This window comes from Micromonospora zhanjiangensis (assembly GCF_042650605.1).
GTDB lineage: Bacteria > Actinomycetota > Actinomycetes > Mycobacteriales > Micromonosporaceae > Micromonospora_J > Micromonospora_J zhanjiangensis.
Genome location: NZ_JBHSBN010000001.1, coordinates 580,257 through 602,782 on the forward strand (window position 1 = coordinate 580,257; position 22,526 = coordinate 602,782).

At 72.3% G+C, this 22,526-nt stretch carries 19 protein-coding genes; 8 read left to right on the plus strand and 11 right to left on the minus strand.

The features are described 5' to 3' along the window. Positions 1 to 3: 3 nt before the first annotated feature. Together ACFOX0_RS02870 and ACFOX0_RS02875 are read right to left on the minus strand one after the other, a co-directional pair. Positions 4 to 2,514 (minus strand): ABC transporter permease, encoded by a 2,511-nt coding sequence (locus ACFOX0_RS02870; RefSeq protein WP_377541804.1) that lies wholly within the window; start codon positions 2,512 to 2,514, stop codon positions 4 to 6. Next, entirely contained in the window at positions 2,508 to 3,221 is a 714-nt protein-coding gene (locus tag ACFOX0_RS02875) for an ABC transporter ATP-binding protein (RefSeq protein ID WP_377541894.1), read from the minus strand. The genes ACFOX0_RS02870 and ACFOX0_RS02875 overlap by 7 nt, the downstream gene beginning before the upstream one ends. 198 nt (positions 3,222 to 3,419) lie before the next feature. On the opposite strand from ACFOX0_RS02875, the gene ACFOX0_RS02880 reads away from it, so the two are divergent. From ACFOX0_RS02880 to ACFOX0_RS02890, 3 genes are all read left to right on the plus strand, one after another. Next, on the plus strand, positions 3,420 to 4,517 hold the full coding sequence (locus ACFOX0_RS02880; protein ID WP_377541805.1) for a sensor histidine kinase: 1,098 nt from the start codon (positions 3,420 to 3,422) through the stop codon (positions 4,515 to 4,517). Continuing rightward, positions 4,514 to 5,167 (plus strand): response regulator, encoded by a 654-nt coding sequence (locus ACFOX0_RS02885; RefSeq protein ID WP_377541806.1) that lies wholly within the window; start codon positions 4,514 to 4,516, stop codon positions 5,165 to 5,167. The genes ACFOX0_RS02880 and ACFOX0_RS02885 overlap by 4 nt, the downstream gene beginning before the upstream one ends. A gap of 122 nt (positions 5,168 to 5,289) precedes the next feature. Further along, the gene (locus ACFOX0_RS02890; protein WP_377541807.1) at positions 5,290 to 6,747 is read left to right on the plus strand and encodes an alpha/beta hydrolase family protein; all 1,458 of its coding nucleotides are present in this window, start codon (positions 5,290 to 5,292) and stop codon (positions 6,745 to 6,747) included. A gap of 75 nt (positions 6,748 to 6,822) precedes the next feature. Here ACFOX0_RS02890 and ACFOX0_RS02895 read toward each other — a convergent pair whose 3' ends face one another. The 7 genes from ACFOX0_RS02895 to ACFOX0_RS02925 all read right to left on the minus strand — a co-directional run bounded on the left by ACFOX0_RS02895 (position 6,823) and on the right by ACFOX0_RS02925 (position 14,236). Then, positions 6,823 to 7,551, minus strand: a complete 729-nt coding sequence (locus ACFOX0_RS02895; protein WP_377541808.1) for a DUF4142 domain-containing protein — start codon at positions 7,549 to 7,551, stop codon at positions 6,823 to 6,825. A gap of 188 nt (positions 7,552 to 7,739) precedes the next feature. Further along, on the minus strand, positions 7,740 to 8,918 hold the full coding sequence (locus tag ACFOX0_RS02900) for an ROK family protein (RefSeq protein ID WP_377541810.1): 1,179 nt from the start codon (positions 8,916 to 8,918) through the stop codon (positions 7,740 to 7,742). Positions 8,919 to 8,946: 28 nt separating this feature from the next. Continuing rightward, entirely contained in the window at positions 8,947 to 10,206 is a 1,260-nt protein-coding gene (locus ACFOX0_RS02905; protein ID WP_377541811.1) for a sugar ABC transporter permease, read from the minus strand. Continuing rightward, positions 10,203 to 11,021 carry an ATP-binding cassette domain-containing protein gene (locus ACFOX0_RS02910; RefSeq protein WP_377541812.1) on the minus strand — a complete coding sequence of 273 codons (819 nt, stop codon included), beginning with the start codon at positions 11,019 to 11,021 and terminating at the stop codon, positions 10,203 to 10,205. Before ACFOX0_RS02910 ends, ACFOX0_RS02905 begins: the two co-directional genes overlap by 4 nt. 136 nt (positions 11,022 to 11,157) lie before the next feature. Beyond that, on the minus strand, positions 11,158 to 12,252 hold the full coding sequence (locus tag ACFOX0_RS02915) for a sugar ABC transporter substrate-binding protein (RefSeq protein ID WP_377541813.1): 1,095 nt from the start codon (positions 12,250 to 12,252) through the stop codon (positions 11,158 to 11,160). 192 nt (positions 12,253 to 12,444) lie between these two features. Beyond that, a complete protein-coding gene (gene ybaK, locus ACFOX0_RS02920; RefSeq protein WP_377541814.1) occupies positions 12,445 to 12,924 on the minus strand; it encodes a Cys-tRNA(Pro) deacylase in 480 nt (159 codons plus the stop codon). 22 nt (positions 12,925 to 12,946) lie between these two features. Continuing rightward, complete coding sequence (locus ACFOX0_RS02925; protein ID WP_377541815.1) at positions 12,947 to 14,236, minus strand: class I SAM-dependent methyltransferase; 1,290 nt, start codon at positions 14,234 to 14,236, stop codon at positions 12,947 to 12,949. A 275-nt stretch (positions 14,237 to 14,511) separates the two neighbouring features. On the opposite strand from ACFOX0_RS02925, the gene groES reads away from it, so the two are divergent. The 3 genes from groES to ACFOX0_RS02940 all read left to right on the plus strand — a co-directional run bounded on the left by groES (position 14,512) and on the right by ACFOX0_RS02940 (position 18,369). Next, entirely contained in the window at positions 14,512 to 14,826 is a 315-nt protein-coding gene (gene groES / locus ACFOX0_RS02930; RefSeq protein WP_377541895.1) for a co-chaperone GroES, read from the plus strand. Positions 14,827 to 14,897: 71 nt separating this feature from the next. Beyond that, positions 14,898 to 16,538 (plus strand): chaperonin GroEL, encoded by a 1,641-nt coding sequence (gene groL / locus ACFOX0_RS02935; RefSeq protein WP_377541816.1) that lies wholly within the window; start codon positions 14,898 to 14,900, stop codon positions 16,536 to 16,538. A gap of 217 nt (positions 16,539 to 16,755) precedes the next feature. After that, the gene (locus ACFOX0_RS02940; RefSeq protein ID WP_377541817.1) at positions 16,756 to 18,369 is read left to right on the plus strand and encodes a molybdopterin-dependent oxidoreductase; all 1,614 of its coding nucleotides are present in this window, start codon (positions 16,756 to 16,758) and stop codon (positions 18,367 to 18,369) included. A 100-nt stretch (positions 18,370 to 18,469) separates the two neighbouring features. Here the strand turns inward: ACFOX0_RS02940 and ACFOX0_RS02945 are convergent, their stop codons facing one another. Then, entirely contained in the window at positions 18,470 to 18,868 is a 399-nt protein-coding gene (locus tag ACFOX0_RS02945) for a WhiB family transcriptional regulator (RefSeq protein ID WP_377541818.1), read from the minus strand. A 365-nt stretch (positions 18,869 to 19,233) separates the two neighbouring features. Between ACFOX0_RS02945 and ACFOX0_RS02950 the strand changes: the two genes are divergently transcribed. Next, on the plus strand, positions 19,234 to 20,262 hold the full coding sequence (locus ACFOX0_RS02950) for a LuxR C-terminal-related transcriptional regulator (protein WP_377541819.1): 1,029 nt from the start codon (positions 19,234 to 19,236) through the stop codon (positions 20,260 to 20,262). Positions 20,263 to 20,290: 28 nt separating this feature from the next. Here the strand turns inward: ACFOX0_RS02950 and ACFOX0_RS02955 are convergent, their stop codons facing one another. Continuing rightward, positions 20,291 to 20,689, minus strand: coding sequence for a DUF5319 domain-containing protein (locus ACFOX0_RS02955; protein WP_377541821.1), 399 nt, complete (start codon positions 20,687 to 20,689; stop codon positions 20,291 to 20,293). A gap of 243 nt (positions 20,690 to 20,932) precedes the next feature. On the opposite strand from ACFOX0_RS02955, the gene guaB reads away from it, so the two are divergent. Continuing rightward, positions 20,933 to 22,495: an IMP dehydrogenase gene (gene guaB / locus ACFOX0_RS02960; protein ID WP_377541822.1), complete on the plus strand. Its 1,563-nt coding sequence runs from the start codon at positions 20,933 to 20,935 to the stop codon at positions 22,493 to 22,495. Positions 22,496 to 22,526 lie beyond the last annotated feature (31 nt).

Genomic DNA, 22,526 nt, shown 5'->3' on the forward strand with positions numbered 1-22,526 from the left:
GCTTCACCCGTCCCGGCGTCCTGCCAGCTCGACCGCGGGTCGGCGGACGCGCCAGGCTCCCGGCAGCACCGTGGCGAGCACGGCGAGCAGGGCCGCCCCGGCGGTCACCGCACCGACCAGAGTCCATGGCAGGGCGATCGGAACGGGACCGGAGTACCGCAGCAGCGCGAGCCACAGACCACCCAGGCCGACCGCCGTCGCACCGGCTGCCAGCACCACGCCGATCGTGACCGCCAGCAGTGACTCCAGGACGAGGACTCGGAGCACCTGGGCCACGGTGGCGCCGGCCAACAGGAGTGCGGCGATGTCGGTGCCGCGTTCGGCGGCGGCCATCAGTACCATGTTGACGATGGCGATCGCCGTGTAGCTCAGCACGATGCCCAGGACGAGGAACAACCCGATCCGGCTGGCGTCGGCCTGACCGTCGGCGAGACCGGCGAGCCACTCGGCCTTCGACGCGATCGCCGCCTTCTCACCGGCGGCAGCCTGGTCGAGTGCCGCCCGCACCGCGGCGGGGTCGGCGCCAGGGCGAAGCTTCACGTAGAGCATCGGAGCCAGACCGGTGCCGTACCGGGGGGTCAGGTAGGCGTACGGGAGGGGGCCCTCGGCCAGCACCGCCGCGACCCGCAGCTTGGCGGGCCTGCCATCGGCCAGCCAGACGTCGACCAGGTCGCCGACGCTCCGGGCCCAGTGCTCCGGCACGGCGATCGAGTCGTCCTTGACGTCCGCCATCGATCCGGCCAGCACGGGGGTGTCCAGGGCCAGTGCAAGCGTCGTGGGCGTCACCGCTTGGGCGGGGAAACCGATCAGTTTCGCCTCGGCGTGCACGGCGTAGACGGTCGTCGGCACCGGCGCGGCCACGTCGACCCCATCGACGGCGCCGAACCGGGCGACCAGCGCCCGGTCGAATCCGGGCGCGCCGATGGGGCGGACGACGTAGTCGGCCAGTACCGTCCGCCCGGTCGACGCGTTCTCCGCATGGTCGATCATGCCGGCCGCGCCGCCGAGCAGCGCCGTGAGGCCGACGGTCACCAGAACCGGTGCCGCCGTCGCGGCGGTGCGGCGCACCGAGGTGAGGGTGTTCTCCCGGACCAGCATCCCGATCGCGCCGTCCGTCGACCGCCCGAGGCGGGTGACCGCCCGGGTCACCGGCGCCACGGCCAGCGGGGACAGCAACCCGACCGCCACCGTGAGCACCATGACCATCGGCATGTACGTCTTGTCCGACGTCGCGGACTCGGGATCCAGCACCGTCGTGGTGAACATCACCAGCGCGCTGCAGAGCGCGACGCCGCCGACCAGCAACCGTCCCCAGGTGAGGGCGCGGGTGTCGACGGCAGCCTCCCGCAACGCCTCCACCGGGCGTGTCCGACCGGCCCGCCAGGACGCCACAAGCACGCCGGACAGCCCCACCCCGGTTCCAGTGGCGAAGGCCACCGCCAGCGGCACCCACGAGGTGCTGTCCGGCAGCCAGTCAGGCGCCATCCCCAGCGCGATCAGCCGGTCGAGCATCGACGGAGCGGCCAGTGGACCGAGGACGCAACCGATGGCGGAGGCGGCTGTGCTGACCAACGCCACCTCGCCGAACAGCATTCGGCGGATCTGCCGGGGAGTGGCTCCCGTGGTCCGCAACAGGGCGAATTCGCGGCGCCGCTGGACGACCGAGTAGCCGAACGTGGCGGCCACCACGAAGATCGCCACGAAGGCGGCGAAGCCCCCGACGATGCCGACCAGCGCGTTGGTGTCGTTGCGGGCGGCCGCGTCCCGGGTCCGGTCCGGGTCCAGCGCCGCCAGGCCGGCGCCGCTGAGCACCCGTGCCCGGTCGCCGACCGCGGCGCGGACGGCGTGCACCGGCCCGTACGCAATCAGGGCGTCGACCTGCGGCGACAGCCGGGCGGCCTCGGCGTCGGTGAAGAAGACCGGTGCCTCGGACCGCCGTGCGGACACCGTCCCGACGACGGTGTAGAGGCGGGAGCCCGCCACGGTGCGCACCCGAACCCGGTCGCCGGGGCGCGCGAGGCCGGCCACCACCACCTCGTCGTCGTGGGCCGGCGCGGAACCGGCCGTCAGCGCGTACCCGGTCGGGGGCGCCGCCGACCAGCCGTGCCCGACCGGATCCCCTCCCGCAGCGGCCTCGGCGTCCCAGGCGGCGGCGTTCGGGATGGCCCCGGCGTCCGGGAAGACGCCGGCCACCTGGGCGTAGAAGCTGCGGTCCGGCACCACCCGACCGGTGGCAGCCACGTCGTCGACCAGGTCGGCGGGCAGTCCCGGCGAATCGGCGAGCTGTGCACTGTCCAGCCCGCTGAGCCTGGTCGACACCGACAGGGTGTCCGCCGGTGCCACTACGGCCGGGCCCACCATGTACCGCTGCGGCGGACGTGCGGGAGCGGCCACGCTGGCCGCGAGGACCAGGCCCGCGGCGGCGATCAGGCCGACGCCGAGCGCGAGGGCGGTGAAGGTACCGACGAAGGACACCCAGCGCATCCGCAGGGTGCTCAGGGCGATGGTCAGCACCGGGTCACCGCCCGGGCCATGTGCGCGGCCACCGACTCGGCGGTGGGGGCGGTCAACTCGCTGGTCAGGCGACCGTCAGCCAGGAACAGCACCCGGTCGGCGAACGACGCGGCGACCGGGTCGTGGGTCACCATGACGATCGTCTGCCGGCGCTGGTCGACCAGGTCCCGCAGAATCCGCAACACGTCATGGCCGGTGGCGGTGTCCAGGGCGCCGGTCGGCTCGTCGGCAAAGAGCACCGCCGGTCGGGTCGCCAGCGCGCGGGCGATCGCCACCCGTTGCTGTTGGCCGCCGGAGAGTTGACCCGGCCGATGTTCCGCCCGGTCGGCCAGTCCGACGTCGGCCAGCGCCCGGTCGATCAGCGACCGGTCGGGCCGGCGGCGGGCCAGCCGCATCGGCAAAGCCACGTTCTGCGCCGCGGTCAGCGAGGGCATCAGGTTGAAGGATTGGAAGACGAAGCCGATCCGGTCCCGGCGCAACAGTGTCAGCCTGGTCTCGCTGAGACCGGTCAGCTCGATCCCACCCACCGCCACCCGGCCCGACGTCGGCCGGTCCAACCCGGCGGCACACTGCAGCAGCGTCGACTTGCCGGATCCGGACGGCCCCATCACCGCGGTGAACGTGCCGACCGGGAAGTCGACGGTCACGCCGTCCAGGGCGGTGACCGTCCGGTCGCCTCGGCCGTAGGTCCTGCGCACCGCGTTCATCCACACCGCCGGCTCCGGCCGGTGTGCGGTCGTCGTCACTGTCACGGATCGAATCCTGGCGACCGGAGAGTGTCGGTGGATCACCGGCGCGACCGATTCCGCGGATCACCGTCGTGGGGGAGCGGGCCCGGTCGATGGGTCGTGTGGGGGAGCCGGCCGCCGTCCCGGCCGACAGCGGCTGACCTAAGGTTCCGGGTCATGTGGCGGACGTGGACGAAGGACGTCGGTCTCGCGGCGGCCGTACTGCTGGCGCAGTCCGCGCCGTTTCTGTTCGCGCACCGGGTGGACGGGTCCGGTCCGTGGCGGCTGGTCGAGTACCTGCCGGTCCTCGCGTCGGCCCTGCCGGTGGTCTTCCGCCGGAAGGCGCCGCTGGTCTGCCTGCTCCTGGTCGAGTTCGCCGTGGGGGCGTACGCGCTGGTCGGCGACGGGCCCGAGCAGCCGATCTGGTTCGGCGCCCTGGTCTGCCTCTACACCGTCGCCCACCAGGCGCCGAGAAGTCACCAGGTTGCCGCGCTGCTCGTCACCGGGGGTGGGTTCCTGGCCGTGGTCGGTTCGGTGACCACCGCGGTACGGGAACTGCTCACCTGGTCCGCGGCGTTCGCGCTCGGGGCACTGGCCCGCAAACGGGCGGAGTTGGCCGCGGCCGGCGCCGTCCAGGCGGCGGAGTTGGCGACGGCGCGGGAACGTGCCCGGATCGCGGCCGACCTGCACGACATTCTCGGCCACGCGTTCAGCATGATGGTGGTCCAGGCGGAGGCCGGTGCGGCCGTGGCGGGCCGCCGACCGGAGCGGGCCATCGCCATCTTCGACGCCATCGCCGACACCGGCCGTAAGGCCATGGGTGAGCTGCGGACGGCGGTCTCCGGGCTGCGCGACGATCCCCCCACACGCAGCCCGAAGCCTGGCATTGACGACCTGCCCGACCTGGTGCGGCAGGCCGAGCGGGCCGGACTGGTGGTGCGGCTGCGCACCGAGGGTACGCCGCGACACCTGCCCGCGGCGGTCCATCTCGCCGCGTACCGGGTGGCGCAGGAGGCGATGACGAACGTCGTCAAGCACGCCCGGGCCCGGACGGTCGAACTGCGTACGGACTGGACGGTGGGAGCCTTCCGGTTGACCGTCACGGATGACGGGGTCGGCACCCGGGTCGCGAACGGCGCGGACCGGTCGACGCTCGGCGGTGACGGGCACGGACTGAGCGGGATGCGGGAACGGGTCGCCGCCGTCGGTGGCGACGTCACCGTCGGCGCGAGACCGGACGGACGGGGATTCAGGGTGGAGGCGGTGTTCCGGTGATCCGGGTGGTGGTGGCCGACGACCAGGAGCTGGTCCGGGCCGGGTTCTCGATGATCCTGGACGTCCAGGACGACATCGAGGTGGTCGGGGAGGCGGGCGACGGCGCGGCGGCGCTGGCCGCCGTCCGGGAGCTGGAGCCGGACGTCGCCTTGCTGGACATCCGGATGCCGCTGATGGACGGGATCGAGGCTGCCCGGCGGATCTGCGCCGAGTCCGACACCCGGGTGGTCATGCTGACCACCTTCGACTCCGACGAGTACGTCTTCGACGCGCTGCGTGCCGGAGCGAGCGGCTTCCTGCTCAAGGACGTCCGCCGGGACGACCTGACGCACGCCGTACGGGTGGTTGTCGCCGGGCAGTCCCTGCTGGCACCGGCGGTGACCCGGCGACTGATCGACGACGTGTTACGTGGTCGACCCCGCCACCGGGACCCGGGTCTGGGTCTCGACCGGCTCACCGACCGGGAACGGGAGACGCTCGTGCTGTTGGGTCGCGGCCTGTCCAACGCGGAGATCGCCCGCGACATGATGGTCAGCGAACACACCGTCAAGACGCACGTCAGCAACGTGCTGACCAAACTGGGACTACGCGACCGGGTCCAAGCGGTGATCCGCGCGTACGAGTCCGGGCTGATCGTCCCGGGCGGATGAGCGGGACGGCGGATCCGTCCCGGGACCGGGCCGGAACCGCCGTGTCTCCCTCCCGCGCGCGAGGCGGAAGATCGGTTGTCCCGGCGATGTCGTGGACGGCCCGGCCGAAGAGCATCATCGTCATGACACAACGCTCGACAGCCCGGCGGACCCGGCTGCTGACAGCCGTGACCGCCGTGGCGGCGATGATTTTCGGATCGGCGGCCCCGGCGGCCGCCGCTCCCTCGGTCCCAATGGCGCCGTACACGCCGTCGGCCGGGTTGACCGCGACCGAGGTGACCTTCGCCGGTGCCGGCACGACCCTGCACGGATCGGTGGTCCGCCGCGCCGACCTCGACATGTCGGTCCGGCATCCGGGAATCGTGTTGGTACACGGTTCGGGGACCGGTCAGCGGGTCACGGTCGGCCAGGAGGCGGAGGTCTTCGCCCGGGCCGGGATAGTCACTCTGATCTACGACAAGCGCGGCGACTACGGCAAACTGCATCGCGACTTTTCCGCCATGGCGCGGGATGCGCTGGCCGGAGTGCACACCCTGCGTGGCGTTCCCGGTGTCGACCCGGCGAAGGTGGGGCTCTGGGCGCTGAGCGAGGGCGGTTGGATCGCGCCGATGGCGGCCGCCGAGTCGTCCGAGGTCGCCTTCCTGGTCACGATCGGCGCGCCGGGCCGGTCCCCACTGCGTACCCAGGCCTGGAACATCAGCAATCGGATCGCCGCCGCGGCGGTGAGCCCGTCCACCGCACGGTCCGTCCCCGCCGCCGGCATGCGCATCGCCGCAGGTACCGGACTCTTCCCGGGCGGCGACCACGACCCGGTGCCGGTGCTCTCGCAGGTTCGCCAGCCGGTGCTGGCCATGTGGGGTGAGCTGGACGTCCAGGTCCCACCCCGGGAGAGCGCCGAGATCTTCGCCGGCCACCTGACGAACAGTCCCAGCGTCACCATCCGGATCCTGCCGCACGGGCACCACGCGGGCCGGGTCACCACCGACGGATTCGACCGGGTCGGCGGGCCGCAGGTCGGCGGGTTCCGCTTCGGCGAGCTGTTGCCCGGCTACGGCAAGCTGATGACCGACTGGATCGCCCAGGTCACCGCCGGTCGGCCGCCCGCGTCGAGCGCGGACGGGCTGCCCGCCCAGCGCATCGACAGTCGGTCGATCGAACCGGCCACCTGGTTCGACTTCGCCGTGTTCGCCCTGCTCCTGACGGTCCTGCTGAGCTGGCCGGTGACCGCTGTGGTCCGCCGGTTGCGGGGCTCGCGGGGTGCGCCGGTCGGCGCCTGGCCGGCCCGCGCGCTCGTCGTCACGGGCCTGGCCGCCGCGCTGGGCGTCACCGGGTACGTCTGCTGGGTGGTGGCGGACCAGGCCAGAAGCATCGGCGGCACGGTGCTGGGCCAGCCGGTTCCCTGGCTGCTGCTGCGGCTGTTGTTGGTTCTCGCGCTGGTCAGTGCGGTCATCACCGGTCTGACCGGGTGGCGACGTCGGACGCAGCTGTCCGTCGGGCACCGACTGCGGCTCGCCGCCGTCACCGCCGGCGGACTTCTCCTGCTCCCGCTCGCACTCACCGCCGGCCTCCTGCAACCGTGAGACGACAGGAAGCGCCCCCACTCGTTGCCAGCGGGGGCGCTTCCGTGCGAACGTCGGAGTGCGGACGGGTCGGGGTCAGCGGCGGAGCAGCTTGAAGGTGGCGAAGCCGCCGCCCGCGAGCGCGACCAGCAGCACCGCCCAGATCACCCCGGAGCTGCCGGCGCCGGGCAGCGAACCGGCGTTGGCCTTGGCCAGCGAGATCGGGTCCTGCTTCGCCGCCGCGGGCACCGCGGCCGGTGGCAGGTCGGTGTACCGGACCAGGCCGGTGCTCTCCAGCATGGTCATGTGGTTCATGACGAACTGGTTGGCGTCCTGGGCGAGCTTGCGGACGACCGGGTCACGGGTGCCGGCCCGGACCGCCCCGATGACCGGGAAGATCTTGCCGTGCGCGGCGCGCAGCCGGGCCACGAAGATCCGGTCGAACTGGGCGCCGTTCGCGTTCTGCATCTCGGCCACCCAGCCCTGCTGCTCGTCGGTGGCCGTGGGCGGTAGCTGGGCACCGAGCTTGTTGGCGGCCTCCACCGCCAACCCGTCGAGCACGACGTGCTGCCTGGCGATCTCCGCGCCGATCTCCCGCACCTTGGGCAGGCGACCCTTCTCGGCGGCGAGCTGACCGGCCGGGATCTCCCACAGTCCGGCCTGCCGGACGCCGTTGAGCAGGGCCACGTCGGTGGCGCTGAGCTGCACCGGCACCGCCGGCGCGGCCGACGTCGGCGCGGGTGCGATCAGCAACCCGGCGATCAGCCCGGTGAACAGCGAGGCCGTCCGGCGGATCAGCCGGGCTCGTTTCCTATCGGCGGTCATCGGCACCTCTCCCGGCGTCGCCCCTGGTGCGGCCCGTGGTCCGACATATCCGCGCCACCTACTTTCCGATCGGTCCGTGCGCTGTCCTGCCCCGAGGTACGGATTACCGGTCGGAAACGTTCATACGTGCAGGTACTTTTTTCACCGCGGTTGGTTCGTCGACCCCGGACCGGACGCGCCCACCGGCCTCAGGCCGCGTCCAGCGGGTCGGCGAGCACCTGCTGGAAGGCCAGCTCGGCCGCGCCGATCAGCGCCGCGTCCTCGCCCAGCTTGGGGGTACGCAGCCGCAGGTGCTCCCGGCAGGCGGGCAGTGCCATCGCGTTGAGCCTGCTGCGGACCTGGGCGGCCGAGGCCAGGTAGACGTCGCGCAGCGTACCGCCGAAGATCACCATCTCCGGATTGAAGATGTTCACCAGGTTGGCGACCCCGAAGCCGAGCCAGTCGCCCACCTTGCGGACCGCGCTCTGCGCGCCGGCGTCACCGCGGGCGGCCGGGTCGACCACGGCGAACACGGCGTCCTGCCCGGTGAGTCCCTCCCGGGCCGCCGCGCGCAGCAGCGCGTGCTCGCCGATCTCGGTCTCCCAGCAGCCACGCGAACCGCAGCCGCACGGCTGACCGCCGGGGTTCACCACCATGTGCCCGACCTCGCCGCCGTAGCCACCGTGCCCGCTGATCAGCCGGTTCCCGGCGATGATGCCGGCACCGATGCCGACGTCACCGGTGAGGAAGATGACGTTCTCGCAGTCCACCGCGACGCCGCGGGTGTGTTCGGCCAGCGCCGACAGGTCCGCCGCGTTGCCGACCGCCACCGGCCGGTCCCGGCCGAGTTCGGCCCGGAGCACCTCGCCGAGCGGTTCGTCCAGCCAACCCTTGTGCGGGCTGAGCCGGACCATGCCGTCCTCCCGGCGGACCATGCCGCTGACCGCCACCCCGCCGCCGACGTACACCGCCGCGGTCGGGACCGCGTCGTGCATCTCCTTGACGAACCCGGCGAGCAGTGGCGCGGTCTCCCCGGCGGTGAGCCCGCGGGGCCGGGCCGCCTCGCGCCGGTCCAGTACCGCCCCGCCCAATCCGACCCGGGCCGCCCGGACCCGGTCCACCTCGACGCTCAGCGCGAAGGCGTACACCCGGGAGTTGGGCCGGACGACCAGGGACGGTCGTCCGGCCCGGCCGGTCTCCCGGGGCGCTCCCTCGACCACCAACCCGGCGGTGACCAGGTCGGCGGTGAGGGCCCCGATGGTGCTGCGGTTCAGGCCGAGGATGGTGGTCAGCTCGGCGCGCGAGGTGGCCCCGCGCAGGTGTACGTGCCGCAGCAGCGCGCCGAGGTTGTGCCGGCGGATCTCCTCCTGGCTCGGTCCTGCGCGCATCGTGGCCAACTTCCGGTGTGGGACCCGCTCAGCGGGCGCCCGTCGCGGCGGCCCGCCGCCGGGACAGCGCGTCGACGCCGGCGGCGAGCAGCAGCACCACGCCGGTGACGATGTACTTGACCCCGGAGCTGTAGTTCAGCAGCCCCATCCCGTTGATGATGACCGCCACCACGGCACCGCCGAGCACCGCGTCGATGACCCGGCCCTTGCCGCCGAAGAGGCTGGTCCCGCCGATGACGGCCGCGCCGACAGCGTAGAGCAGCACGTTGCTGCCGCCGGTGTTCGGGTCGACGGAACGGGCCTGGCTGGCGGCCACGATGCCGCCGACGGCCGCCATCCCGGAGCAGATCACGAAGGCCGAGATGCGGATCCGGTCGACCGGGATACCGGCCCGGCGCGCGGCCTCCCGGTTGCCGCCCACCGCGTACAGGTGCCGGCCGTAGGTGGTCCGCTGCAGGACGAAGGTCCAGAACACCAGCAGTACCGCGATCACCGGTACGACGATCGGCATGCCCTTGTCCGACGTGATCAGCGCGTTGATGCTGCGCTCCCGGTTGAGCACGTACACCGCGATGCCGAGGACGAGCGCGAGGACGGCGATCCGGGCCACCACCACGGCGATCGGGTCGGCGACCAGCCCGCGACGGACGCGGTTGCGGTACCGCAGCAGCTGCACGGCGGCGTAACCGGCGACCGCCAGCGCGCAGATCAGCCAGCCGATCGCCGGTGGGATCTTGCCGTTCTCGATCGCGACCAGGACGTCGTCCTCGATCGAGATGTTGGTGCCCTCCTTCATCAGCAGCAGCACCACGCCCTGGAAGGCCAGGAAGCCGGCCAGCGTGACCACGAAGGACGGGATACCGACCTTGGCCACCAGGAAGCCCAGCACGAAACCGATCAGCACGCCGGTGCCGATCGCCGCCAGGGCCGCCACGTACCAGGGCAGGCCGAGCACGGTGGCGACGTTGGCCAGGATGGCCGCGCAGACCCCGCTGGCGAAGCCGGCGGACAGGTCGATCTCGCCGAGCAGCAGCACGAAGACCAGACCCATCGCGATCACGGTGACCGCGGCGCCCTGGGTGAACAGGTTCGCGAAGTTGCGTTCCGAGAAGAACACCGGCCGGACGGTGGTGAACACCGCGCAGAGCACGATGAGACCGAGTACGGCCGGCAGCGAACCCAGGTCGCCGCCGCGTACCCGGGACCAGTAGTTGCGCACGTGGCTGCCGACCGTGGGCGCCGGGGTGACGGCCGCCGGGCCCTCCTCGCGTACGGCTGTGGTGGTCATCGGACTGCTCCCGGATCGGTCTCGACGGGGTCGGTGCCGGTCTGGCCGTTCTGTGGGTCGACGTCGAGGCCGAGCGAACCGGACCGGCCGGCGGTGATCAGCTCGACCACCTGGGCGTGGGTGATGTCGGTGGTCTTCACCTGGGCGACCATCCGGCCGAGGTACAGCGCGGCGATCCGGTCGGAGACGGCGAAGACGTCGTTCATGTTGTGCGAGATGAGGATGACCGACAGGCCGTTGTCGGCCAACCGGCGGACCAGTTCGAGCACCTGCGCGGTCTGCGCGACGCCGAGCGCGGCGGTCGGCTCGTCCAGGATGACCAGCTTGCTGTTCCACAGCACGGCCTTGGCGATGGCCACCGTCTGTCGCTGGCCGCCGGAGAGGCTGGAGACGTGCTGCCGCAGCGACTTCACGGTCCGTACGCTCAGTCCGGCCAGCGTCTCGGCGGCCATCTGTTCCATTGTCGGTTCGTCGAGCACCACGCCCCGGCGGCGTTCCCGGCCGAGGAACATGTTCTGCACGATGTCCAGGTTGTCGCAGAGCGCCAGGTCCTGGTAGACGACCTCGATGCCGTGCGTGGCGGCGTCCCGCGGGCTGTGGATGGTGATCGGCCGACCGTCGAAGAAGAACTCGCCGCGGTCGGTCGGGTAGATGCCGCTGATGCACTTGACCAGGGTGGACTTGCCGGCGCCGTTGTCGCCGACGAGCGCGGTCACCTCACCGGGATAGGCGGAGAGGGCGACGTCGCGCAGAACCTGTACGGGACCGAAACTCTTGTCGATCCCGCGCAGTTCCAACAGGGGGGTGGCGGACACTGGTATCTCCTTCTCGCGGGTGCCCGGCGGGGCTCCCACCCGGCGGCGACGCCGCCCGGTACGGCGATGGTGCGCCGTACCGGGCGGCGTGCGCGTCGGCGGTTACCCGGAACCGGCCTCGGCAGTTAGCCCCTGGTCAGCTGATGCCGGCCTTGGTGCACAGCTCGGCGAAGGAGCCCTTGCAGAGTTCCTCCTTGGTGACGTAACCGTCGGCGACCACGTCCTTGACGTTCTCCTTGGTGATCGCCTTCGGGGTGAGCAGCACCGACGGGACGTCCCGGTTGCCCTCCGGGTCCTTGACCGTCTGCCCGGTGTCCTTCTTCTCGCCCTTGGCCAGGCTGATCGCCAGGTCGGCCGCGGCGTCGGCCTCCAGCTTGATCGCCTTGTAGACGGTCATGCACTGGTCACCGGCGAGGACGTTCTGCAGGCCCTGCGCGCCGGCGTCCTGCCCGGTCACCGGCACCTTGCCGTTGAGCTTGTTCTTCTTCAGGATCGAGATGGCCGCGTTGCCGAGCGAGTCGTTGGCCGCCAGCACGCCGTTGATCTTGCCGCCGGTCTGGGTCATCATCTGCTCGAACGTGGTGCCGGCCGTGGCCGGGTCCCAGTCGGGGATGGACTGGTCCGGGCCCTTGACGTACTCCTTGGCGTCGAACTTCGGCTGGAGCACCGAGTCGTAGCCCTGCTTGAACAGGGTGGCGTTGTTGTCGGTCGGTGAGCCGTTCAGCTCGGCGACCACCGGGTTCTTGATGCCCTGGTCGGTCAGGCACTTCACCAGGCCCTCGCCCTGCAGCTTGCCGACCTGCACGTTGTCGAAGCTGACGTAGTACTGGGCCGAACCGCCGAGGGTGAGGCGGTCGTAGTCGATGGTGGCCACACCCTGCGACTTGGCCTTGTCCAGCACGGCCTTGCCGGTGCCGGAGTCCAGGTTGACGATCATCAGGGCGGTGACCCCGTTGGTGATCATCTGGTCGGCGATGGTGGTGAACTGCGTCTTGTCGTTGTTGGCGTTCTGGATGTCGTACTGGACGCCGGCGGCCTTGAACGCCGCCTCCAGGTACTTGCGGTCGGCGGTCTCCCAGCGGGGGGAGGACTTGCTGTCCGGCAGGATCACGCCGATCTTCGGCGTCTTCTTGCTGTCGCCGCCCTTGTCGCCGGAATCGTTGCCGCAGGCGCTCAGGCCGCCCGTGACGAGCAGGCCCGCCGCGGCGATGGTGAGGATCCCTCTGCGCATTGCACGGGTCCTTTCGGGGGTGGGGTGATTTTTTTCTTTTGTTGTGCCCGGCAACGTATTCGTCGCCCGGCTCGGCGCACAAGACCGCCGAGGTGGCGAGTTTGTTGTCGGCGATAACAATTGGGCAACGCGCCGGACATCCGCCCGCCACTGTCCGTTTCCACCCGCCCGAACCTGGCCCGGGGGCGCGGGTCAGGTGGTGGCGAGGGGAGAGGTGGTCGCGTCGGTGAGGTGGACGAGATCCGCCGGGGCGAGTTCGAGTTGAAGGCCCCGCCGGCCGGCCGAGACGTAGACGGTGGGGAAGTCAAGCGCGGACGAGTCCACCACCGTCGGCAGCCGTCGGCGTTGGCCCAGCGGGCTGATCCCGCCGCGGACGTAGCCGGTGGCCCGCTCGGCCACCGCCCGGTCCGCCAGCGCCGCGCGCTTGCCGCCCAGGGCCGCGGCCAGCGCCTTGAGGTCCAGTTCCGCGCTGACCGGTACGACCGCCACGGCCAGCGTCCCGTCCACCTCGACGACCAGGGATTTGAACAGCCGTTCCGGCGGTACGCCCAGCGCGGCGGCCACCTCGGCGCCGTAGTGCGGCACGCCGGCCGGAACGTCGTACCGGTGCGTGGTGTACCCGATCCGCCGCTTCGTCAGCAGTACCGTCGCCGGCGTCCCCTGCGCTGCCATACCCGGCAACCTATCCGCCCGCTCAGCCGGCCGGATCCTCCGCCGGCCGGCCGACCAGGACGGTGGGTGCTCCGGCCACCCGGGTCAGCACCAGGCTGGCCGGTGCGGGCCCGGACAGCCGCAGGTCCCGGCGCAGCTTCTCCGGTTCCAGCGCCGAGCCGCGCTTGAGGATCTCCACCCGACCCACCCCGCGCTCGCGCAGCAGGGCGCGCAACCGCTTGAGCGAGAACGGCAGCACGTCGGTGATCTCCAGGCAGCGCCCGAACGGGGTCGACGTGTAGCGGTCGGCGTACACGTAGGCGATGCTCGGGTCGGCCAGCCGGCCCTCCACCGTGGCGGCGAACTCGGCGACCAGGCGGGCCCGGACCACCGCGCCGTCCGGGTCGTACACGAACCGGCCCGGCGGCCCGACCGGCGCGTCGGCCGTGCCGTCCCCGGTGAGCTGATGCCCGCCGGACGGCGGGCTGCCCGGTCCGCCGGCCGGGGCCGGGGCACGGGCCGGCGACGCGGTGTGCGGCGGGTGGCCGGCCGGCGGACCGACCCGGCCGCCGGTGGCGGCCAGCAGGGTGGCGCGGCGCGGGCGGTCGGCCAGCGGGCCGCACCACAGGGCGGCCTCGACCAGGTCGCCGGCGACGCTGACCCACTCGGCCTCGGCGCCGGTCGGGATCAGGGCGTGGTCGATCCCCGGCGCCACCTTGACCACGGTACGCGGCACCCGGGCGGCCAACCCGGTCACGAAGTCCCAGGGCGGCGAGTACGCGGCCGGGTCGAACACCCGTCGACCGGTCCCGCCGCGCCGGGCCGGATCGCAGAACGCCGCGTCGACCCGGGACACGTCGAACGCCGTCGCGTCGCCGTACTCGACGGTGAACCGGTCGGCCAGCCCGGTGGCCTCGGCGTTGGCGGCGGCCACGGCGGCGGTGACCGGGTCGGCCTCCACGCCGTACACCCGGATGCCGGCGCGGGCGGCGGCCAGGCCGTCGGCGCCCAGGCCGCAGCCGAGGTCGGCCAGGCTCCGGACGCCGGCGGCGCGCAGCCGGGCCGCGCGCCGGTCGGCGACCACCGACCGGGTGGCCTGCTCCAGGCCGGCCCGGGTGAAGAACATTCGGGCCGCGACCGGGCCGAACTTGCCGACCGCCCGGCGCCGGAGTTCGGCCTGGGTCAGCGCGCCGGCCGCGAGGTCGCCGGGCACCCCGGCCGAGCGCAGCGCGGCGGCCGCGGCCAGCGGGTCGCCGCCGGCCAGCTCGGCCGCCGCCGCGAGCGCGCTCGCTCCCGCGGGGGTACGCAGCGCGGCGAACTGGTCCAGGTCCACCCGGCCATTGTTCCCCCGGCCGGTCCGGTCGACGGCGGGCGCCCCCACCGGCGGAATCCACGCGCCGGATTGGCACTCTCCTTGACGGAGTGCTAGTTGCGGCCTAATCTGCGGTTAGCACTCTCGCCCTGAGGGTGCCAGCGTCCGGGCCCCGGCCCGGGGGTTGAACGCCAGGCGGACCGGCACCCGCGACGACGGATCCGCCCGGTGGCATGAGGCAGATCGACACTGGCCGGCTTGCCGGCCGGTACAGAAACCAAGTACCCCAGGAGGGTATGCCCGTGACTACCGCGACCAAGGTTGCGATCAAGCCGCTCGAGGACCGGATCCTGGTCCAGGCGAACGAGGCTGAGACCACCACGGCGTCGGGCATCGTGATCCCCGACACCGCCAAGGAGAAGCCGCAGGAGGGCACCGTCCTCGCTGTCGGCCCGGGGCGCGTCGACGACTCCGGCAACCGGATCCCGGTTGACGTCAACGTCGGCGACACCGTCATCTACTCGAAGTACGGCGGCACCGAGGTCAAGTACGCCGGCGAGGAGTACCTGGTGCTCTCCGCCCGCGACGTCCTCGCGGTCATCGAGAAGTAACCAACTGAATCAGTGACGCAGCCCCGGACCGGCTCGCCGGGCCGGGGCTGTATCGCCTTGAAGGGACATTGATGGCGAAGATCCTGAGCTTCTCGGACGACGCCCGACACCTGCTGGAGCACGGTGTCAACGCCCTGGCTGACACGGTCAAGGTCACCCTCGGCCCGCGCGGGCGCAACGTCGTCCTGGACAAGAAATTCGGTGCGCCGACGATCACCAACGATGGCGTGACCATCGCCAAGGAGATCGAGCTCACCAACCCGTACGAGAACCTCGGTGCGCAGCTGGTCAAGGAGGTGGCGACCAAGACCAACGACGTCGCCGGCGACGGGACCACCACCGCCACCGTGCTGGCCCAGGCCATGATCCGCGAGGGTCTGCGGAACGTGGCCGCCGGCGCCAACCCGACCGGCCTCAAGCGGGGCATCGACGCGGCGGCCGCGAAGGTCTCCGAGGCGCTGCTCGGCAAGGCGGTCGACATCGACAGCAAGGAGTCCGTCGCGCACGTCGCGACGATCTCCGCGCAGGACGCCACCATCGGCGAGCTGATCGCCGAGGCGATGGAGAAGGTCGGCCGGGACGGTGTGATCACCGTCGAGGAGGGCTCCACCCTCGCCACCGAGCTGGAGGTCACCGAGGGCCTGCAGTTCGACAAGGGCTTCATCTCGCCGAACTTCGTCACCGATCTGGAGGCGCAGGAGGCGGTCCTCGAAGACCCGCTGATCCTGATCACCACCCAGAAGATCTCCTCGATCGAGGAGCTGCTGCCGCTGCTGGAGAAGGTCCTGGGCAGCGGCAAGTCGCTGCTGATCATCGCCGAGGACGTCGAGGGCCAGGCGCTGTCCACGCTCGTGGTCAACTCGATCCGTAAGACCCTCAAGGTCTGCGCGGTCAAGGCACCCGGCTTCGGCGACCGGCGCAAGGCGATGCTGCAGGACATGGCGATCCTGACCGGTGCCGAGCTGATCGCCCCCGAGCTGGGCTACAAGCTCGACGCGGTCGGCCTGGAGTCGCTGGGCGGCGCCCGTCGGGTGGTGGTGGACAAGGAGAACACCACCGTCGTCGACGGTCGCGGCAAGGACACCGAGGTCGCCGACCGGATCGCGCAGATCCGCAAGGAGATCGAGGCGTCGGACTCCGACTGGGACAAGGAGAAGCTGGCCGAGCGGCTGGCGAAGCTGTCCGGTGGAATCGCGGTCATCAAGGCCGGGGCGGCGACCGAGGTCGAGATGAAGGAGCGCAAGCACCGCATCGAGGACGCGATCGCCGCCACCAAGGCCGCCGTCGAGGAGGGCATCGTGCCCGGTGGCGGTGCCGCCCTGGTGCAGATCGCCGCCGCGCTCGACGGCGACCTGGGCCTGACCGGCGACGAGAAGGTGGGCGTGTCGATCGTCCGCAAGGCGCTGGTCGAGCCGCTGCGGTGGATCGCTCAGAACGCCGGCCACGACGGCTACGTGGTGGTCCAGAAGGTCGCCGCGAGCGACTGGGGCACCGGCCTGGACGCGGCCCGCGCCGACTACGTCGAGCTGGCCAAGTCCGGCATCGTCGACCCGGTGAAGGTGACCCGCAACGCGGTCGTCAACGCCGCGTCGATCGCCGGCCTCCTGCTGACCACGGAGAGCCTGGTCGTGGAGAAGCCGGCGCAGCCCGAGCCGGCCGCCGCCGGTGGTCACGGCCACGGCCACGGCCACCAGCACGGGCCGGGCTTCTGACCCACCCGCCGGTCTTCCGGTAGCTCGGGGCGCGGCCACCACGGTGGCCGCGCCCCGACGTGTCTCCCGTCCCGGGATTTCCATGATCCGGAAGAGTTCTGCTCGCTCTGACCGGCAGAACTCTTCCGGATCATGGATCGGCCGGCCTTCTCCCGCGCAGGTTACGGAACGCTGACGTCCCTATCGGTGGCCGGTGGTGATCGTCGAGACTGATCCGGTGACCACACAGTCGGCAAGCCGGAAGTCGGGTCGGTTCGGCGCGCTGGCCGGCATCGCCGCCGCCACCACCGCCATCGGGTCCGCCGAACTGGTCGCCGTGGTGACCGGCTCCCGGTCGGCGCCACTGGTGGCGGTCGACGGGGTGGTGGTGGACCACGTACCCGGTCCGGTGAAGCAGTTCGCCATCGACGTGTTCGGCGTGCACGACAAGCTCGCCCTGCTGGTCGGCACGGCGGTGCTGCTCGCCGCGTTCGCCGCCGGGTTCGGTGCGCTGGCGGTCCGTCGGCTGCCGGTGGGGCTGGCCGGGATCGCCCTGTTCGCCGTCGTCGGGGTGGCCGCCGCGCTGACTCGGGCCGGAGCCGGTCCGGCCGCCGCCGCACCGTCACTGGTCGGCGGCCTGCTCGGGGCCGCAGTGCTCTGGTTGCTCGTCGCCGGCCCGCTGGAACCACCCGCCCCCACCGTCGACCGGACCGATCACACCGTCGCCGGCCAGGGCGATGATGCCGTCGACCGGGCCGCCGCCGCGCGGGACGGGGACGAGTGGCGGGAGCAGCGGCGGCGGTTCCTCGGCGGGGTGGCCGGCGCGGTCGGCGTCGGCACGCTGGCCGGCCTGGGCGGTCGCTGGCTGTCCGCCCGGCGAGGGGTGGCGCAGGCACGGGCGGCGGTGCGGCTGCCGGCCCCGGCCAGCCCGGCCCCGCCGGTGCCGGTCGGGGCCGACCTGTCGCTGCCCCGGTTGGCCCCGTACACGACACCGAACGCCGGGTTCTACCGGATCGACACCGCGCTGGTCGTACCCCAGGTCGATCCGGACACCTGGCGGTTGCGGATCCATGGTCGGGTACGCCGACCGATCACGCTGAGCTACGCCGACCTGCTGGCCCGGCCGCTGGTCGAGCGGGACGTCACCCTCGCCTGCGTCTCCAACGAGGTCGGCGGAGACCTGATCGGCAACGCCCGGTGGCTGGGCGTCCGGATCGCCGACCTGCTCGACGAGGCGCAGCCGCTGGACGGGGCGGACCAGGTGGTCGGCCGGTCGTCGGACGGCTGGACCTGCGGTACGCCGACCGCCGTGCTCCGCGACGGCCGGGACGCCCTGCTCGCCGTCGGGATGAACGGCGAACCGCTGCCGATCGAGCACGGCTTCCCGGTCCGGATGGTGGTGCCCGGCCTGTACGGCTACGTCTCGGCCTGCAAGTGGGTGGTCGAACTGGAGCTGACCAGCTTCGCCGACTTCGACGCGTACTGGGTGCCGCGTGGCTGGTCGGCGCGCGGGCCGATCAAGACGCAGTCCCGGATCGACACCCCGCGCGGGCGCGGCGGGCTGACCGCCGGACCGGTCACGGTGGCCGGGGTGGCCTGGGCGCAGCACCGCGGCATCCGCGCCGTGGAGGTACGCGTCGACGGCGGCCCCTGGCAGCCGGCCACGCTCGCCCCGACGGTGTCGATCGACACCTGGGTGCAGTGGTCCTGGCGCTGGCCGGCCACCCCCGGCGAGCACACCCTCCAGGTCCGCGCCACCGACGCCACCGGCGACACCCAACCCGAACACCGCACCGACGTCGCCCCCGACGGCGCCACCGGCCACCACACCGTTCGCGTCACGATCACCTGACCCACCGACCACCCGGCCCTAGCCTTGTCGATCATGAAGTTGTTGTCGCGACACGCCGATGCGGGTGACAACAACTTCATGATCAACCCACAAAAGGGGGTCAGGGTTGGGGGACGGGGATCTTTCGTTGGGCGGGGGGGACGGTGGATTTGTGGGGGCGGCCCAGGCGGGCCTCCAGGCGGGCCAGGTCCACCCGGTAGCGGCGGCGGTCGGCCAGGTCCTCCCAGCCCACCGCGAGCAGTCGCAGCCGCTCGGACTCGCTGAACCCGCCCCACACCCCGTACGGTTCGCGGACGGCCAGGGCGTGCGCGGCGCATTCGGCCCGGACCGGGCAGGTGAAGCAGACGGCCTTGGCGTTGGCCTCCCGACGGTTGCGGGACGAGCCCCGTTCGCCGTCCGGGTGGAAGAACTGCGCGCTGTCCCGGCCCCGGCAGGCGCCGAGCCGCTGCCATTCCCACAGATCGACGATGGGTCCGGGCAGCCTGCTCACGTTCGACATCAGCACCCCTCCTTCCGCGCGGCACCGCGTTGACCGGTGACACTGCCGGTCGGTGTCCGACGGGGGCCGCGCGGTCCGCCGTTCCGACCTGCCCCAGGCGATACCCCACGTCCGGTCGACTCACACGTCTCTGATCGAAAACGTCGCCTCGGAACTGAACTTTCGTCCCGATGGTCACCGGGGCGGGTCTGCCCGATTCCGATCAGTACCCGACCGGCCAGGTGGGCACGGACCGTCCAGGTCGCCGCTCGACCCCCAAAGCGGCACGTCATGGCGGATGCGTCAAAAACTTTGACATTCTTCGGCCGGAAACTCGCCATGATCACACCGTCTCGTGTTCTCCTCACTGGGGAGAGGAGGCTGACGTGCGTACTGTCCTGGTGTGTGTGCGGACCCCGCTCGCGGCGCAGAACGTCGCGTCCGCCGCGGCCCGGCTCGGACTGGCCCCGGTCGTGCGGACCGCGGTGTCCGATCCTGAGGTGATGCTCCGGCTGGCCGAGCGGCCGGCGGACGTCATCCTGGCCGACACCGCTCTGACCCGTCCGGACAGCGTCGGGTTCACCCGGCGTGTGCTGGCCCGCTCGCCCGGCGCCGCGGTGCTCCTGTTCGGCCCGGAGGAACCCGGCGTGGCCGCCGCGGCCATCGCCGCCGGTGCCCGGGGCCTGATCCAGGGTGAAAACGATCTGGTCAGCGCCGTGGCGAAGGCGATGCTGCTGCTCAGCGCGCCGGGCCGGCCGGCCCGCGGCCCGCGGCTGCCGGGCAGCGGCGGGTCCACCGGGGCGCCGCTGCCGGCCGAGGTCGGGCGTGCCCGGCCGGGTGCCGACCGGTTCGGTGGCGCGGCCGCCGGCGCGTCCCGCCCCGGCCCGGTCGCGCCGGCCGCCGGTGCGGGGGCCGCCGGTCCGCCGGTCCGCCGGCCCGTCGACGGCTCGGCCGGAGTCGTCCCCGGCGCCCCGGGCGCCGCCGCCACGCCGGGCGAGCCCGGCGGTCCGGCCATGGTGCCGGTGCAGCGCGGCGAGGACGGTGCCCCGATCCAGGACACCGGGACCGAGCGCGGACCGGGCGACACCGACCAGCCGTCCACCGGTACGACCGACCCACGGGCCAACGTCGCCCCCGAGGCCCGGTACGGCGCACCGCGCCGGGGTGAACCGGCGGGCGGCAACGGCCACCCGCGCGGCGCGACCGGTCCGGCCCGTCGGGTCAGCCTGACCGAGCGGGAGATGCAGGTGCTGTTGGGCATGGCCGACGGCAAGAGCAACGCGGAGATCGGCCGGGAGCTGTACGTCTCGGAGGACACCGTGAAGACCCACGCCCGCCGGCTGTTCCGCAAGCTCGGCGCCCGGGACCGGGCACACGCCGTGGCCGCCGGGTTCCGCGCCGGCCTGGTCGCCTGACCACCCGACCGGGCCTCCCGGTCCCGGCTCAGTCGTCCTTGTCGTCGTCCTCGCTCAGCGTGTCGTGCACGCCGTCGGCGTAGCCGCGCGCGTACTCCCAGGTCACGTAGTTGTCCAGGTCCGGGTCGTAGGCGGGCTCGTGCACCCGGGGGCGGCCGGAGGACAGCAGATGCCGCAGGTTGCCGCGCAGCAGATCCCAGTCGAAGTAGTGTGGCTCCCGGCAGTCCTCGCACTCGATGACCAGGCCACGGATCCCGGTCGGCGCGAGCAGCACCTGGTAGATCTCCAGGTCGGCGAGGTCTTCGAGCACGTCCTGCCGCTCGGCCTCGGTCAGCGGGTCGAGCTGGGGATCCTCGACCGGATCGTCCAGGCTGGCCGCCGGGTCGGCGGGGTCGCCGTTGAACGGGTCGATGGGCTCGTCTTGCACCCCTCCACCGTAGTCGCAATCCGCGCTCGCGTGCCTACCCGGCCTCGCCGGACACGGTGCCCGGATTCGTTCTCCCGGCGAATCCGGGCCACCGCGGCGCGGGACCGGCGGTGAGGGCCGCCGCTTGTCCGGGCGGCGCAGGTCACTGGGTACGATGAAACATCGCGCCGCCGGCCCGCGGGCCGGTGACCCGTCGATGCCTCCCACCAAACCAGCCCGGCCAACCAGCTCAGGGGATAATTCGTGGACAATTCACCCACCACCGATTTTCCGGCAGGCGCGGACACCGACCAGCTCGGCGGGCATCTGCCCGAGCTTCCCGCCGGATCGGCCCGGATGGTGCCGCTCGGGTTGACCTTCGACGACGTGCTGCTGCAACCCGGCGAGTCCGACGTGATTCCCAGCCGGGTCAACACGGTCACCCGGTTGAGCCGCAACATCACCCTCACCATGCCGCTGGTGTCCAGCGCGATGGACACGGTGACCGAGGCCCGGATGGCGATCGCGATGGCCCGCCAGGGCGGCATCGGCGTCCTGCACCGCAACCTGTCGGCCGAGGACCAGGCGGCCCAGGTCGACCTGGTCAAGCGGTCCGAGTCCGGCATGATCACCAACCCGGTGACGGCCAGCCCGGAGGACACCCTGGGACACGTCGATGCGCTGTGCGCCCGGTTCCGCATCTCCGGCGTACCGGTGGTCGGCGCCGACGGCGCCCTGGTCGGCATCGTGACCAACCGCGACATGCGGTTCGTCTCCGACCCGGCCACCCCGGTCAGCCAGATCATGACCCGGATGCCGCTGGTCACCGCCCCGGTCGGGGTGAGCAAGCCCGACGCGCTCGCCCTGCTGCGCCGGCACAAGGTGGAGAAGCTGCCGCTGGTCGACGAGTCCGGCCGGCTGCGCGGGCTGATCACCGTCAAGGACTTCACCAAGACCGAGCAGTTCCCGGACGCCACCAAGGACGACGCGGGCCGGCTGCGGGTGGCCGCCGCCGTGGGCGTCGGCGAGGACGCCTACAAGCGGGCCCGGGGGTTGGTGGACGCCGGGGTGGACGTGCTGATCGTGGACACCTCGCACGGGCACCAGCGGGCCGTGCTGGACATGGTGGCCGCGCTGAAGAAGGACACCTCGATCGACATCGTGGGCGGCAACGTCGCGACGTACGCCGGCGCGCGGGCCATGGTCGAGGCCGGCGCCGACGGGGTGAAGGTCGGGGTCGGGCCGGGCGCCATCTGCACCACCCGGATCGTCGCCGGGGTCGGGGTCCCGCAGATCACCGCCATCATGGAGGCGGCCCGGGCGTGCCGCCCGACCGGCGTCCCGGTGATCGGCGACGGCGGCATCCAGTACTCCGGCGACATCGCCAAGGCGCTGGTCGCCGGCGCCGACTCGGTGATGCTCGGCGGTCTGCTGGCCGGCTGCGAGGAGAGCCCCGGCGAGTTGCTGTTCATCAACGGCAAGCAGTTCAAGACGTACCGCGGGATGGGTTCGCTGGGCGCGATGCAGTCGCGCGGGCAGGCCCGGTCGTACTCCAAGGACCGCTACTTCCAGCAGGACGTGCTCAACGACGAGAAGCTGGTGCCGGAGGGCGTCGAGGGCCAGGTGCCGTACCGTGGGCCGCTGTCCCAGGTCGCTCACCAGCTGGTCGGCGGGTTGCGGCTGGCCATGGGGTACGCCGGCGCGGAGACCATCCCCGAGCTGCACCGGCGGGGGCAGCTCATCCGGATCACCGCGGCGGGCCTGAAGGAGAGCCACCCGCACGACATCCAGATGACCGTCGAGGCACCCAACTACCACACCCGCTGACCGCGCCAACCCCTTCTACATTGGAGAACCT